This is a genomic window from Streptomyces sp. NPDC043726, assembly GCF_056436565.1.
Genome location: NZ_JBWKCI010000005.1, coordinates 7,505 through 20,928, shown reverse-complemented (window position 1 = coordinate 20,928; position 13,424 = coordinate 7,505). Strand labels below are relative to the sequence as shown.

General features: G+C 73.3%; 11 protein-coding genes, 1 tRNA gene and 1 pseudogene. 4 read left to right on the top strand and 9 right to left on the bottom strand.

Translation table 11 applies throughout. The annotated features are described in order from the left end of the window. Positions 1-54: 54 nt before the first annotated feature. Positions 55-1,035 (bottom strand): zinc-dependent alcohol dehydrogenase, encoded by a 981-nt coding sequence (locus AC068Z_RS15690; RefSeq protein ID WP_478555421.1) that lies wholly within the window; start codon positions 1,033-1,035, stop codon positions 55-57. A 107-nt stretch (positions 1,036-1,142) separates the two neighbouring features. Here AC068Z_RS15690 and AC068Z_RS15685 point away from each other — a divergent pair, with 107 nt between their 5' ends. Continuing rightward, entirely contained in the window at positions 1,143-1,895 is a 753-nt protein-coding gene (locus AC068Z_RS15685) for a CDP-alcohol phosphatidyltransferase family protein (protein WP_478555419.1), read from the top strand. Here AC068Z_RS15685 and AC068Z_RS15680 read toward each other — a convergent pair. From AC068Z_RS15680 to AC068Z_RS15665, 4 genes and pseudogenes are all read right to left on the bottom strand, one after another. After that, the gene (locus AC068Z_RS15680; protein WP_478556331.1) at positions 1,856-3,217 is read right to left on the bottom strand and encodes an MDR family MFS transporter; all 1,362 of its coding nucleotides are present in this window, start codon (positions 3,215-3,217) and stop codon (positions 1,856-1,858) included. The two genes, AC068Z_RS15685 and AC068Z_RS15680, sit on opposite strands and share 40 nt — an antisense overlap. Positions 3,218-3,274: 57 nt before the next feature. Beyond that, a pseudogene (locus AC068Z_RS15675) lies at positions 3,275-4,573 on the bottom strand (ABC transporter permease subunit); the annotation flags it as partial. A 318-nt stretch (positions 4,574-4,891) separates the two neighbouring features. Further along, positions 4,892-6,379, bottom strand: a complete 1,488-nt coding sequence (locus tag AC068Z_RS15670) for an ABC transporter substrate-binding protein (RefSeq protein ID WP_478555417.1) — start codon at positions 6,377-6,379, stop codon at positions 4,892-4,894. 7 nt (positions 6,380-6,386) lie between these two features. Continuing rightward, positions 6,387-6,923 (bottom strand): GNAT family N-acetyltransferase, encoded by a 537-nt coding sequence (locus AC068Z_RS15665; protein ID WP_478555415.1) that lies wholly within the window; start codon positions 6,921-6,923, stop codon positions 6,387-6,389. A gap of 184 nt (positions 6,924-7,107) precedes the next feature. Here AC068Z_RS15665 and AC068Z_RS15660 point away from each other — a divergent pair, with 184 nt between their 5' ends. Beyond that, positions 7,108-7,614 carry a SigE family RNA polymerase sigma factor gene (locus AC068Z_RS15660; RefSeq protein WP_478555413.1) on the top strand — a complete coding sequence of 169 codons (507 nt, stop codon included), beginning with the start codon at positions 7,108-7,110 and terminating at the stop codon, positions 7,612-7,614. 95 nt (positions 7,615-7,709) lie between these two features. Here AC068Z_RS15660 and AC068Z_RS15655 read toward each other — a convergent pair whose 3' ends face one another. Further along, entirely contained in the window at positions 7,710-8,144 is a 435-nt protein-coding gene (locus tag AC068Z_RS15655) for a hypothetical protein (protein WP_478555411.1), read from the bottom strand. Between the two features lie 86 nt (positions 8,145-8,230). Here AC068Z_RS15655 and AC068Z_RS15650 point away from each other — a divergent pair, with 86 nt between their 5' ends. Together AC068Z_RS15650 and AC068Z_RS15645 are read left to right on the top strand one after the other, a co-directional pair. Further along, positions 8,231-9,430 carry a bifunctional glycosyltransferase family 2/GtrA family protein gene (locus tag AC068Z_RS15650; protein WP_478555409.1) on the top strand — a complete coding sequence of 400 codons (1,200 nt, stop codon included), beginning with the start codon at positions 8,231-8,233 and terminating at the stop codon, positions 9,428-9,430. After that, a complete protein-coding gene (locus AC068Z_RS15645; RefSeq protein ID WP_478555407.1) occupies positions 9,427-10,668 on the top strand; it encodes a glycosyltransferase family 39 protein in 1,242 nt (413 codons plus the stop codon). The genes AC068Z_RS15650 and AC068Z_RS15645 overlap by 4 nt, the downstream gene beginning before the upstream one ends. A 70-nt stretch (positions 10,669-10,738) precedes the next feature. On the opposite strand, the gene AC068Z_RS15640 is transcribed toward AC068Z_RS15645, so the two are convergent. From AC068Z_RS15640 to AC068Z_RS15630, 3 genes are all read right to left on the bottom strand, one after another. Next, positions 10,739-10,826, bottom strand: a tRNA-Leu gene (locus AC068Z_RS15640). Positions 10,827-10,975: 149 nt separating this feature from the next. Next, positions 10,976-11,542, bottom strand: coding sequence for a MarR family winged helix-turn-helix transcriptional regulator (locus tag AC068Z_RS15635; protein WP_478555405.1), 567 nt, complete (start codon positions 11,540-11,542; stop codon positions 10,976-10,978). A gap of 114 nt (positions 11,543-11,656) precedes the next feature. Then, positions 11,657-13,198 carry an aldehyde dehydrogenase family protein gene (locus tag AC068Z_RS15630; RefSeq protein ID WP_478555403.1) on the bottom strand — a complete coding sequence of 514 codons (1,542 nt, stop codon included), beginning with the start codon at positions 13,196-13,198 and terminating at the stop codon, positions 11,657-11,659. Between the last annotated feature and the right edge of the window lie 226 nt (positions 13,199-13,424).

Sequence of the window (13,424 nt, the reverse complement as noted above, 5' to 3'; positions counted from 1 at the left end):
GTAGTACGGCTCTTCGCTTCCCGTTGTTCAGCCGTCTCTCACTCTTTTCTGAGGTCAGGCGCCCGCCGGGTACCGAACGCGGTGGCACAGCGCCGAAATCTCCCCGGACGCGAGCCTCGGCAGTACCACCGGCAACTCCTCGAACGCGCATTCCCCCGTGACCAGGGCGTCGAGCGCGGGGTCCGCGAGGAGTTCGAGGGCGAGGGCGAGCCGGTCGGCGTAGGTGCGGCCGGGGCGGGCCGGCGAGACGGTGCCGACCTGGCTGCTGCGGATGACGAGCCGTCGGGAGTGGAAGGCCTCGCCGAGCGGGAGGCTCACCCGGCGGTCGCCGTACCAGCTCAGTTCGATGACCGTACCTTCGGGGGACAGCAGTTCGAGCGAGCGGGCGAGGCCCTGCTCGGTGGCGCTGGCGTGCACGACGAGGTCGCACTCGCCCCGTGCGTCCCGCGGCAGCGCGAAGTCGACGCCGAGCGCCCCTGCGGTCTTCGCCCGCGCCGGATCGGCGTCCACCAACTGGACCCGCACACCCGGGAAACGGGCCAGCAGGGCCGCCACCGAACAGCCGACCATGCCGCCGCCGACCACCGCGATCCGGTCGCCGATCAGGGGCGCGGCGTCCCAGAGCGCGTTGACGGCGGTCTCGACCGTGCCGGCCAGGACGGCCCGTTCGGCGGGCACGTCCGCGGGCACCCGGGTCACGGCGGAGGCCGGGACGACGTAGCGCGTCTGGTGCGGATAGAGGCAGAAGACCGTGTCGCCGACGAGGTCGGCTGGGCCCTCCTCGACCATGCCGACGCTGAGGTAGCCGTACTTCACCGGCGCCGGGAAGTCGCCCTCCTGGAACGGCGCCCGCATCGCGCTGTGCTGGCTCTCGGGCACGCCGCCGCGGAAGACCAGCGTCTCGGTTCCCCGGCTCACCCCGGAGTACAGCGCGCGGACCAGTACCTCCCCCTCGGCCGGGGCCGGAAGGGTGACCTCCCTGATCTCGCCTTCACCCGGACTGCTGAGCCAGAACGCGCGTGCGGGTGGCTTCATCCGCATCCTCCTGAACGATCGGGAAGTAGTTCACGTACCGAGGTGTGCACAGGCCGCGCACAGTACGCGGCGTTGATCGACTCTGTCACACGGCCGGAGGATGTTCGGTGGCCCTGAACAACACGTATGACGCGAGGCTGGTCCAGCAGGAGACGGCGCTCGGCGCGGGCGTCCAGATCCTGGTGCTGGCGCTGCTCGGCACGGCGATCGGCATGGGGCCCGCGGGCTGGCTGACCGGACTCGCCTTCGCCGTCGCCACCTGGGCTGTGCTCTCCCGGGCCCTGCACCGCTCCCGCCTGCACTCCTTCGGTCCCGCCAACCGGGTCACCCTCGGCCGTTCCATCCTGGTCGGCGGAGTGACCGCCCTCGTCGCGGACTCCTTCCAGAGCCCGCCGCCGCTCACCCTGCTCGTCGGTCTGACGGCCGTGGCGCTGATCCTGGACGGCGTCGACGGCAAGGTCGCCCGCCGCACCGGCACCTCGACCGCGCTCGGCGCCCGCTTCGACATGGAGGTGGACGCGTTCCTGATCCTGGTGCTCAGCGTGTACGTCTCGATGGCGCACGGCCTGTGGGTGCTGCTCATCGGCGGTATGCGCTACGGCTTCGTCGCCGCCGCCCGCTTCTGGCCGTGGCTCAACGCCCCGCTGCCGCCGAGCACCGCCCGCAAGACCGTCGCCGCGCTCCAGGGCGTGTTCCTGCTGCTGGCCGCCTCGGGGCTGCCGCCGCGCCCGGTGGAGTTCGGCGTCGTCGCCACCGCGCTGGCCGCGCTGGTGTGGTCGTTCGGGCGGGACGTGCTGTGGCTGTGGCGGCGCTCGCGGGTTCAGGCGGTCGTCGAGACGGAGGAACTGGTCGCGGTCTGACGCGGCAGCAGCGCAGCCGCCGCGACCGGTACGGCGGCCAGGACCAGCCACGGCACGGCCACCGGGAGCCCGCTGTTCAGCAGCGCTCCGGTCACCGAACTGCCGGCCAGCACGATCAGCCCGGACACCGAGGACAGCGCTCCGGTGTAGAGACCGAGCCGCCCCTCGTCGGCGAGGTCCGGCAGCCAGGCCCGCGCGGCGGGTGCCACCAGCATCTGGCCGAGCGTGAGCAGGACCACGAAACCGGCCGCGGGCAGCAGCCCCGCCGAGCGCACGGCGGCCACCAGGGCGAACCCGGCCGCGACGACCAGCAGTCCGGCCCCCATGGACCGGCGCGGGGTGAGCCGCTCCCCCACCCAGCGGGTGACGGGCAGTTGGGCGGTCACCACCAGCAGCGAGGACAGCGCGAACAGCCAGGCCAGCGGCGCCTGGTCCCCGGCCACGCGCTCCACCTCGGCGGGCAGCGCGAGGTAGAGCTGGTTGTACGCCAGCAGGTAGGCGCCGTACGCGCAGCACAGCGCGAGGAAGCGCCGGTTGCGCAGCAACGGGCCCACGCCCCCGCGGACTCGGACACGCTCACGCCCGGGTATGTGCTGCGGAAGCAGGACGGCGTGTGCGGCGAGGACGAGCACGAAGACCGCGGCGCCGCCCAGGCACACCGTGCGGTAGTCGACGGACAGCAGGAGCGCGCCGATCAGCGGCCCGACGAACGCGCCCGCCTGTCCCGCCACCGTGAACAGCGCGAGCACACGGGCGCGCGAACCGCCGTCCCGCTCATGGAGGACGGCCTGCCGGGCGACCTCCGACTCCACGGCGGGCGAGAACAGCGCGGCGGCGAACCCGATGAGGAGTACGGCGCCGATGACGGACCCGGTCTCCGCGGCGAATCCCAGCCAGACGAACCCGGCGATCCGCAGCACGCATCCCACGAGCACGACGGGCCGGATACCGTACCGGTCGGCGAGCGCTCCGCCCACCACGAACAGACCCTGCTGGCTGAAAGTCCGCAGCCCCAGCACGAAGCCGACCAGCCAGCCCGCCATGCCGATCGCCTCGCCAAGATGCTCGGCCAGGAAGGGCAGGACGGCGAAGAAGCCGATGTTGAAGGCGATTTGCGTGAGGATCAGCAGGTGGAGGAGGGGGGAGAGGCGGGCCCGGGTCATGCGGTACTCACCGAATCTCTCGCGCTGAGGCGCTGTGGGCGCTGAGCCGCTGTGGGCGCTGAGCCGCTGTGGGCGCTGTGGGCGCTGTGGGCGCTGTGGGCGCTTCCGACCCTGTCGCCGCTTCCGCCGGGGCAGTCGTACGCCTCCCGCCGCGGTCACCGCCAGCGCGCCGAGCAGGGCGAGCAGGGCCGCGGGGGCGAGGACGGCCCAGGGGGCGCGTTCGGCGTAGGGCTGGTTCTCGGCGAGGAGCAGGCCCCACTCGGGGGACGGCGGCTGGGCGCCGAGGCCGAGGAAGGCGAGCGAGGCGAGGGACAGGGCGATGCCGGGCAGCCGCAGCAGGGCGTGGCGGGTGACGGGCGGGAGGATCGCGGGGAGCAGTTCGTGCCGCAGCAGTTGGAGGCGGCTCGCGCCCAGCGCGCGGGTGGCGGTGATGTGGAGCGCGGCGCGTTCCTGGCGCAGCAGGGCGGAGGTGTGCGCGGCCAGCGGGGCCCAGGCGACGGCCGCGACGGCGAGCGCGGGCGTGCTGGAACCGCTGCCGGCCACCGCCGTGACGAGGAGTGCGGCGAGCACGGGCGGCAGGGCGGTGACCGTATCCACGAGTGGCCCGGAGAACCGGGGTACGAGGCCCAGGAGGACGCCGGTGAGCAGCGTGACGGCACCGATCGCCAGCGCGAGGAGCAGGGTGTCGAGGGCGCCGTGGGCGACCCGGGCGAGCAGGTCCCGGCCGAGCGCGTCGGTGCCGAACGGGTGTTCCCAGGAGGGGGGTTGGAGCCGGGCACCGGTGTCGAGGGCGAGCGGGTCGCGGGGCAGGCCGAGGGCGATGACGCCGAGGAGGAGACCGCCGTAGAGCAGGGGCTGGACGCTGTGGCGGGGGGTGGTGGGGCGGTGCAGGGAGAGGAGGGCTGCGTCGCGGAGGGCGGTGCCGGTGAGCAGGCGGGTGCCGAGGTGGGCGAGTCCGGCGGCGGTCGCGGCGAGCAGGACGAGGAGGAGGGTGCCGGCCTGGAGGACGGGCAGGTCCTGGGCGAGGGCCGCCTGGAGTGTCGTACGGCCGAGGCCCGGAATGTCGAAGATCTGCTCGACCGCGACGGCTCCGCCCGTCAGGCCGACCACGAACAGGCCGGTGTTGGGCAGCAGTCCGGGCAGGCTGCGGCGCAGTGCCTGGCGGGCCACCGTACGGCCGGGCAGTCCCCGGGCGGCCGCGGCCAGTGCCCAGGGTTCGGCGAAGGCGCCGGGCAGCAGGTCGTCGAGGAGCCGGCCGAGCACCGCACCGGCGGGCAGGCCGAGGGCGAGCGCGGGCAGGATCGTGTACGAGGGCCCGTACCAGCCGAGGGCGGGCAGCCAGCCGAGCTGCACTCCCACGACGGTGCCGAGCACGGTGGCGGTGAGGAACTCGGGCAGCGCGGCGAGTGTCGCGGAACCGGTGCCTCCGGCGCGCCCGCGGTGGGTGCCGAGGCGGAGGGTGCGGGCGCAGATCAGCGCGGCGGTGACGACGGCGACGACGAGGGCCACGCCCATGAGCAGCAGGGAGACGCCGAGCGCCCGGAGGACATCGGGCGCGACCTCGCCGCCGCTCAGCCAGGACGTGCCTAGGTCACCGCGCCACAGACCGCTCACCCACTCGCCGAGCAGGTGGAACGGGCCCGCGTCGAGGCCGAGTCGGTCCCTGATGTCCGCCAGGGCCTCGGGCGTGGGGTCGCGGTCCGCGGAGCGTGCCTTGAGGACGGTGAGCGCGGGATCGGTGTGCGAGACCCAGGGCAGCAGGCCGACGGCGGTGAGGAGGGCGACCGCGATTCCGGCGCGCCACAGGAGCGTGGCCGTGCGCGGGCGCACGGGTCAGCGCCGGGTGCCGAGGCCGACGAGGGTGCGCTCGTACGGGTCGAGGAGCGCGCCGCGCACCGAGGTGCCGACGCCGGTGATGACCCGCTGATGCACCAGCGGGACGACGGTCTCGGTGCCGAGGATCTCCGCCTCGGCGGCCATCGCCGCGTCCTGCCGCTCGGCGGTGCCGTCGGCGTCCTCCGCCTTCGCCACGGCGCGGTCGACGTCCTCGTCGCAGAGCTGGGCGAGGTTGTAGCCGCCGTCGCAGGTGTAGTCGCTCGCGAGGACGGAGACGGGGTCGCCGGTGTCGACGAGGGTGTTGCGGGCGAGGACGAAGGCGTCGAACTTCCCGGCGAGGGCGTCGCTCTCCAGCCGGGAGTACTCGCGCACCTCGAGCGTGACGTCGAACCCGGCCTTCTCCAGCTGCTGCTTGAGCACCTGGGCGACCTCGGGGAGTTCGGGCCGGTTGTCGTAGGTGGCGAGGGTGAGGGAGGTGCCCTTGGCCTCGGCGGGCTCGGCCCGCCCGACGGGCGCCTTCCGCTTGCCCTCGGCCCAGGTGACGGCGGGGCCGTAGATCCCGGCGCCGGGGTCGGCGTACCCCTCGTACACGTCCTCGGCGAGCACGGAGGTGTCGACGGCCTGCCGGGCGGCGGCCCGGAGACCGGCGCTCTCGAAGGGCCCCGACGCGGAGTTGAGCAGCAGGCTGGTGGTGCGGGTGGTGGCGGTCGCCTCACGGACCTCCTTGTCGAGGGAGGCCGCCTGGGCGACGGGAACGGCCTCGGCGAGGTCGACCTGTCCGGTGCGCAGCGCACGGGTGCGGGCGGTGCCGTCGGGGATGAACTTCACGTCGATCCCGGGCGCCTGGGCGCGGCCGCCCCAGTAGCCGTCGTACCGGTCGAGGAGCGCGGCGGTGCTGCCCATGACCTTGGTGAGCTCGAACGGCCCGGTGGCGGTGCCGACCAGGTCGACGCGGTCGTCGGCGTCGTAGGCCCGGGCGGAGAGGACGGCGAGGGAGGGGCTGGACAGGCGCAGCGGCAGCACGGGGTCGGGTTCGTCGGTGGTGATGCGCACGGCGCTGTCGCCGGCCGCCTCCGCCTTGAGTCCCGCGCCGGCCAGGGCGGCGGGCGCGGGCTTGGCGGCGGCGGCGTGCGCGAGGGATGCGGCGACGGCGGCCGGGGTGACGGCGGTGCCGTCCTGGAAGGTGGCCTCACGCAGGCTGAACACCCAACTCCGCTGCCCCTCCTGCCGCCAGGACGCGGCGAGCGCGGGGGCGGCGGCGCCGTTGGCGTCCAGTGAGGTCAGCCCCTCGGTGACGCCGAGCCGGCTGAGGATGGTGGCGTCGGCGCCGTAGGGCGAGAGGTTCTCCGCGGGCGGGAAGGCGAGCGCGACGCGCAGCCGGGAGCCGGCGGCGGAGCCGTCGGAGGACGCACCGCCGGAGGACGCGAAGCACCCGGCGAGCAGCGGAACGAGCAACAGGGCGAGGAAAGGACGAAGCCGGCGCACGCTCGGGTCACCGCCCCATCGGTATCTCGAAGTGGACAATGCCCTGCCCGCCACCGGGCGCCTCCCTCTCGTCGCACACGACTTTCCCCAAGGACCGCCAGAACGCCTCGGCTCCCGGGACCCGGGGATCGGTGTGCAGATAGACGGCCCGGTAGCCCCCGTCCGCGGCCGCGAAGTCGAGCAACTCCTCGACCAGCCGCCGGGCCAGCCCTCGCCGCCGGTGCTCGGGCCGCACATAGATCCGCCGAAGCTGCGCGGTCACCCCCGAGGGATAGCGCTCGGCGAGTTCACGGGGGTTCGGCGGATGAGCCGGCCCGCGCGAGTCGAGGGCACCGGTGGCGACGACCTCACCCGTCGCCGCCTCGACGGCGACGAGCAGGACATGCCGCTCCGGCGCCGTGTAGGCCCCCTCCGGATCAACGATGTCGCGATGCCACCGGGGCACGTACCCGCTGCCGAAGTCCCGGTAGACGGTGTCGAGCATGACGCTCCGAGCACCGTCCACGTCGTACGGGCCCGCCGCCCTGATGTCGTAATCACGCACTTGCACATCATATGCAATAAGGGCTTACGCCTTGATCACCGACCCCTCGACGGCTACAGGCCACCGTCCCGTGCGCGCTCCCGCCGCACCTGTGACCCAGATCACCCGCCACAGGTGCAGCGTTTCGGGGGGCTCAAGGCCTTTTCACAGGTGCAGGCGACCGGCGAACAACGGGGACAGGTGAATGCAGCGGGCTCGGGACGGTGAGTTCGACGATTTCGTGGCGGCCCGGTGGTCCGGGCTGCTCCATCTCGCCCGCCTGCTCACCGGAGGGGACCGGCATCGCGCCGAGGACCTGCTCCAGGAGTCCCTCGTCAAGCTGTGGTTCGCGTGGGCGAGGGTCGGCGAGGAGGCGCCGGAGGCGTACGTCCGCCAGATCATGGCCCGCGCCGCCGCGCGGTCGGCCCGACGCCGGTGGTGGGGCGAGCGGCCCGTCGAGCAGGTGCCCGAAGTGGCGCTGCCGGGCGATGTGTCGGCGGCCGTCGCCGAGCGCTCACGGCTGGAGACCGCGCTCGCCCAGCTGCCGCCCAAGCAGCGGGCAGCCGTCGTGCTCCGCTACTACCAGGACCTGCCGGACCGGCAGGTCGCCGAGGTGCTGGGCTGCCCGGCGGGCACCGCCCGCTCGCACGCCTCGCGCGGTGTCGCCCGGCTGCGGCAGCTCCTGGCCGACGTCATCGAGCCGGTGGGGTGAGGAGGAGCCATGGACCAGTTCGAACAGCAACTCGCACAGATGATGCGCTCCTCGCAGGAGCACCGCCCCTTCGAGCCCGGCCAGCGCGAACGCCTTCACGAGGCGGTACAGACCCGGCGCCGGCTGCGCGCGGCCCGTAACGCCGCCGGTTCGGTCCTGGCGGTGGCCGCGCTCGCCCTCGCCTTCCTGCTCCGGCCGGACGGAGGCCGGCAGGTCGAGCCCACCTCGCCGCCACCGGTGTCCGCCTCGACCGCGCCGGGGCCGACGTCGACACCGACGTCCGCACCGGCGTCGACACCCACGTCGACACCGACTTCTGAACCACCGGCGTCCATGGACAGCTCGCAGCCGCCGGTGTCCACGACGACCACAGGGCCGCCGCCCTCGTCCACGGACGGCTCGGCGCCGCCGACGTCCACCGACTCCGCGGCGCCCCCGACGTCCGGCGACGCCTCGACGACCACGGTGCCGCCCTCGTACTCGGCGACGCAGTCGGCCCCCGTGACCGAGACGCCCTGACCCCGAACCACCCCGCCTGAACCACCCCTTGGGCCTCCTCTGCCCGCCCCGGCTGCCTTCGGCATGCCCTGTTCCACAGCACAGACAAGGACGAACCATGACGAAACAGCGAACGCGGCGGAAGCCCGCCCCCGCCCGACGACCGATATCCGTCGATCCCCGCGTTCCGGTCCTGGACGTCGTCGTCCCCGTCTTCAACGAGGAGGCGGACCTCGAACGGGGCGTGCGAAGGCTCCACGCCCACCTGCGCGCGGGCTTTCCGTACGCCTTCCGGATCACCGTCGCCGACAACGCCAGCACGGACGCCACGCCCCGCATCGCCGCCCGCCTCGCCCGCGAGCTGCCGGAGGCGCAGTGGCTGCGGCTGGAGGAGAAGGGGCGGGGCCGGGCCCTGCGAGCGGCCTGGTCGCGGTCGTCGGCGCCGGTCCTGGCGTACGTCGATGTCGATCTGTCGACCGAGCTGGCCGCGCTGCTCCCGCTCGTCGCGCCGCTCATCTCCGGGCACTCGGACCTCGCCATCGGAACCCGCCTCGCGCCCGGTTCGCGGGTCGTTCGCGGGCCCAAACGGGAGTTCCTCTCCCGCGGCTACAACACCCTGCTCCGCTCCACCCTGGCCGTCGGATTCTCGGACGCGCAGTGCGGGTTCAAGGCGGTACGGCGTGAAGTCGCCGAGCGGTTGGTGCCGTTGGTGCGGGACGAGGAGTGGTTCTTCGACACCGAGCTGCTCGTGATCGCCGAACGGGCCGGGCTGCGCATCCACGAGGTGCCCGTCGACTGGGTGGACGACCCGGACAGCCGGGTCGACATCGTCTCCACCGCCCTCGCCGACCTGCGCGGCATCGCCCGCATCGGTACGGCTCTGGCGCGCGGCACCCTGCCGTCCGACGGGACGCGGCAGGGACTGCTCACGCAACTCGTGCGGTTCGGTCTCGTCGGCGCCGTCAGCACGGTCGCGCATCTGCTGCTGTACGCCGCCCTGCGCCCGGCGACCGGAGCGCAGGCCGCGAACGCGCTGGCCCTCCTGGTGTGCGCGGTGGCCAACACGGCCGCGAACCGGCGGTTCGCCTTCGGGGTGCGGGGCCGCGACGGGACACTGCGGCACCATGCCCGCGGCCTGCTGGTCTTCGCCTTGGGCCTGACGCTCACCGCCGGAGCGCTGGCCGCGCTGCACCTGACGACACCGGGCGCCTCGCCCCGTACGGAACTCGCCGTGCTCGTCGCCGCCAACCTCACCGCGACGCTGCTGCGCTTCCTCCTCTTCCGCGCCTGGGTGTTCCGGACGGGGGCCGCCCGATGACCGCGACCACCACCACCTGGAACGCCCGTCTCTCGGAGGAGCCGCGCCCCCGGCCGCCGCGCTTCCTCGAGCGCTACGGTCCCGTGCTCGCCCTCTACGGCGCTCTGAAGCTGACCGGCTTCTCCGTCTTCCTTCTGCTGCTGCACTCCGCCGGCGACTTCCGCGAGAAGCACCCGCGCTTCGGCGGCGGCGCACACCCCTGGGACGTCCTCGCCACCTGGGACGGCTGGTGGTACCGGCAGATCGCGGAGCACGGCTACGACCCCGCGCTCGTCGAGGTCCCCGGCGCCACCGGCCTGATCACCCTCGAAGGCAACTCGGCCGCCTTCTTCCCCCTCTATCCGGCGCTGATGCGTCTGGTCTCCGAAGTCACCGGCCTGGGTTCGTACGGCGCGGGGCTGCTGGTCTCCGTCGTCGCCTCCTTCGCGGCGGCCCTCGGGATCTTCAGGGTCGCGGAGCGCCTCGGCGGCCGGCGGACCGGGCTGGCCGCGGCCGGGCTGTGGGCCGTGTGGCCCGGTTCCGGCGTGGAGTGGTCGGTCTACTCCGACTCCCTCTACGTCGCCCTCGCCGCCTGGGCCTGCCACGCGATGATGAGCCGCGGCTGGCTCACCGCCGGCCTGCTCACCTGCCTCGCGGGCCTCAACCGTCCCACCGCGGGCGCCCTGATCGCGGCCCTCGCGGTCGCCGTCCTCCTCGCCCTGCACCGGCACCGCCGGGAGGAGGGAGTCCTGCGCCCGCTGCTCGCACTGGCCCTGGCACCGCTCGGCCTGATCGGCTACCTGGCCTGGGTCGGCCACGAGATGGGCGACTACGGCGGCTACTTCAAGCTCCAGGACGGCGCCTGGGCGCACACCTTCGACTACGGCGACCAGACCCTGGACGTCCTCACGTCCGTCCCCGTCGGCCACTTCGACTATCTCTTCGCCTACCCGTTCGCGGACGTGGTCGGCGTCGCCACGGTCCTGCTGGGCTTCACGATGCTCGGGCTGCTCCTGCGCCGCCGCCCACCGGCGGTCCTGGTGGTCTACACGGTGCTCACCCTGGCGCTGATCCTCGGCAGCCAGCAGATCTTCGCGAACGTATCCCGCTACCTGCTCCCGGCGTTCCCCCTCTACCTCCCCCTCGCCTTCGCCCTCGGCCGCCTCAGCCCGATGACGATGTGCTGGCCCCTCGGCGTCGCGGCGGTGGCCTCCGGGTCGTACGCGGGGTACGTCCTGTTCGAGCTCGGGGTGCCGTAGCGGACCGTCGCCGCCCGGGAAAAGCGAAAGACCCCTGGTGAACAGGGGTCTTAGCTGGAGCTGGTTGAGCTGGTGTCCGAGGGGGGACTTGAACCCCCACGCCCGATAAAGGGCACTAGCACCTCAAGCTAGCGCGTCTGCCATTCCGCCACCCGGACTAGGTGTCTGCCGCCTTGCCGGGGGTGTTCCCCGCGGCGACAGGGACAACAATACCAAGCTTTCGGAGTGCCTTTCACCTGCGTATTCCGCGACCGGGGCGGGTGAGCGGAGGCCCTGGCGGAAGGTTTCACCAAGAGCGACAGGGTGTTCACCCTGGGGTGTCGGCGGTGCGGTCCTCCCAGGTCAGCAGGTGGAGTGCGCGGATCAGGGTGGCCGCGGTCTCCTCGTCGAGCGGGGCGAGGAAACTGCGCTCGGCGAGCCGGTGGGCCTGCTCGGCCTGGCGCAGGCACGCCTCGCCCTCGTCCGTGAGCTCGACGATGTTCTTGCGGCGGTCGCGGGTGCTGCGCCGCCGCGCGACCAGGCCATGGTCCTCCAGGCCGTCGATCAGCGACACCATGGTCGTACGGTCCACACCGAGCCGGCCCGCCGCCTCGACCTGCGACAGCGCCCGCGCCCCGGACAGCACCGCAAGCACCGCCAGCTCATGCCCGTCCACCCCGTACGGAGCCAGCGCCGCCGCCGACGTCCGGGCCAGCTTGACCTGCGCGAGCCGCAACAGGTGAGCGAGCCGGGGGTCCTGGCGGGGCTCGGGGCGGGAGCCGGCCTGCGTGCCGGGGTGTGGGTCGGGGCTTTGGTCGGGGTGTGGGTAGAGGTTTTGGTCGGGGCGTGGGTAGGGGTGTGGGTCGGGGGACGCCGGAGGTTCGTCACTGACCATGCGCAGACTGTAGCGATCAGCTTCCGTACCGACCCGATCGTCACCCGACCGGTCACCGAGGGTCCCGGACCCCGACCCATGTGTTTCCTTCGGTGGGAGCACCCCTCTCCCCTCCTACGGCATGAGCTGGTACTCCGGGAAGTTCCCCGGCAACCGCTCCCCCGCCGGCCCCCGCGTCACCGCGCGCACCAGCAGCTCCCCGCCGACGAACGCGCCGCGCCAGGACGCGCCGAACCCGCCGAACAGCTCGTCCCGGTCGCCGCGGGAGCGCGGCTTGCCGTGGCCGACCTTGAAGGCACGGATCTGCGGGGCGAGCCGGTCGAAAGCCGACCGGTCGTCTGTCGAGAGCGTGGCCACGAGCGCCCCGTTGGAGGCGTTCATCGCCGCCAGCAGCTCGGCCTCGGTGTCGACCAGGACGATGGTGTCGACCGGCCCGAACGGCTCCGCGTGGTGCAGCGGCGAGGACGGCGGCGGGCCCAGCAGGGTGACGGGCTGGACGTAGGCCGAGGTGTCCTGGCCGGGCAGGAAGCGGGCGTCGGACAGACTGCCGCGGTGCAGGGGCACGGCACCCCGGTCGACTGCCTCGGCGACCTGGTCGTGCAGCTCCTTGGCCTTGGCCGCGTTGATCACCGGGCCGAAGTCCAGCGCCGGGTGGGGGTCGTCGGCGTGCTCGACGGCCAGCGGGTGGCCGACCCTGAGCGTGCGCACCGCCGGGAGGTACGCCGCGAGGAACTCGTCGAACAGCGCTCGTTGGACGACGAAGCGCGGGTAGGCCGTGCAGCGCTGTTTGCCGTAGTCGAAGAGCTTGGGCACGACCGCGGTGAGCGCGTCCCAGTCCGTGTAGTTCCAGATGCCCCAGGTGTTGAGTCCCTCCTGTTCGAGTACATGTCGCTTGCCGAGGTCGGCGACGGCCGTGGCCACCGCGGCGCCGGTGTCGCGGCCGCCGACGAAGGAGACGCAGCCGATCTCGGGCGCCCGCACCAGCGCCTGGGACAGCTCGCCCCCGCTGCCGCTGACGAGGGTGACGGGTATCCCCTCGCGGGCGGCGAGCGCCGAGGCCAGGGTGAGACAGGAGACGCCGCCGTCGGTCGGAGTCTTGGCGATGACCGCGTTGCCTGCCAGTGCCTGTACCAGTACCGCGTGAACGAGCACGCTCATCGGGTAGTTCCAGCTCGCGATGTTGGAAACCGGTCCGTCGAGCGGGGCCCTGCCGTCGAGCATCGGCTCGATGCCGTCGACGTACCAGCGCACGCCGTCGATGGCCCGGTCGACGTCGGCCTGGGCGAGCCGCCAGGGCTTGCCGATCTCCCAGACCAGCAGCAGGGCGAGGAGTTCGCGGTGCTGTGTGAGGGCGTCGAGCGTGGCCGCGACCCGGGCGCGCCGCTCGTCGAGGGGGATGTGCCGCCAGGCGCGGTGCTGGTCGAGCGAGGCGCGTACGGCCTGCTGGGCGGTGGTCCCGTCCAGGCGTGGCGGTCCTGCGATGGGGCTGCCGTCGACGGGGCTGGTGGCGGGCAGGGCGCGGCCGTCCGCCTGCCAGGTGCCGTTCCACAGATTGAGGACGCGGTCCTCCCGGAAGGCCTCCGGGGCGACGGTCAGGCAGCGCTGCCAGGCGTCGGCCCAGGAGGTGCCGGATTTGAGGGTGAGGGTGGTTGCCATGGGTTGCTCCGCTCTCGGGGCACAGTCGGGGGCGGTGGTGGGCGGCACGGTCGGGGAGGGTGTGCGCGGGACGGTCGGGGAGGGCGTTCGCGGTGCAGTGGGGGACCGTGTTCGCGGCACAGTCGGAGACGGCGTTCGCGGTGCAGTGGGGGACCGTGTTCGCGGCACAGTCGGAGACGGCGTTCGCGGTGCAGTGGGGGACCGTGTTCGCGGCACAGTCGGAGAC

Bases quoted from the DNA above. Each gene is read 5' to 3' on its own strand.
- AC068Z_RS15635 (WP_478555405.1), bottom strand. From the start codon at position 11,542: ATGGTCAGTGACGAACCTCCGGCGTCCCCCGACCCACACCCCTACCCA.
- AC068Z_RS15690 (WP_478555421.1), bottom strand. From the start codon at position 1,035: ATGAAGCCACCCGCACGCGCGTTCTGGCTCAGCAGTCCGGGTGAAGGC.
- AC068Z_RS15650 (WP_478555409.1), top strand. From the start codon at position 8,231: ATGACGAAACAGCGAACGCGGCGGAAGCCCGCCCCCGCCCGACGACCG.
- AC068Z_RS15645 (WP_478555407.1), top strand. From the start codon at position 9,427: ATGACCGCGACCACCACCACCTGGAACGCCCGTCTCTCGGAGGAGCCG.
- AC068Z_RS15660 (WP_478555413.1), top strand. From the start codon at position 7,108: ATGCAGCGGGCTCGGGACGGTGAGTTCGACGATTTCGTGGCGGCCCGG.
- AC068Z_RS15630 (WP_478555403.1), bottom strand. From the start codon at position 13,198: ATGGCAACCACCCTCACCCTCAAATCCGGCACCTCCTGGGCCGACGCC.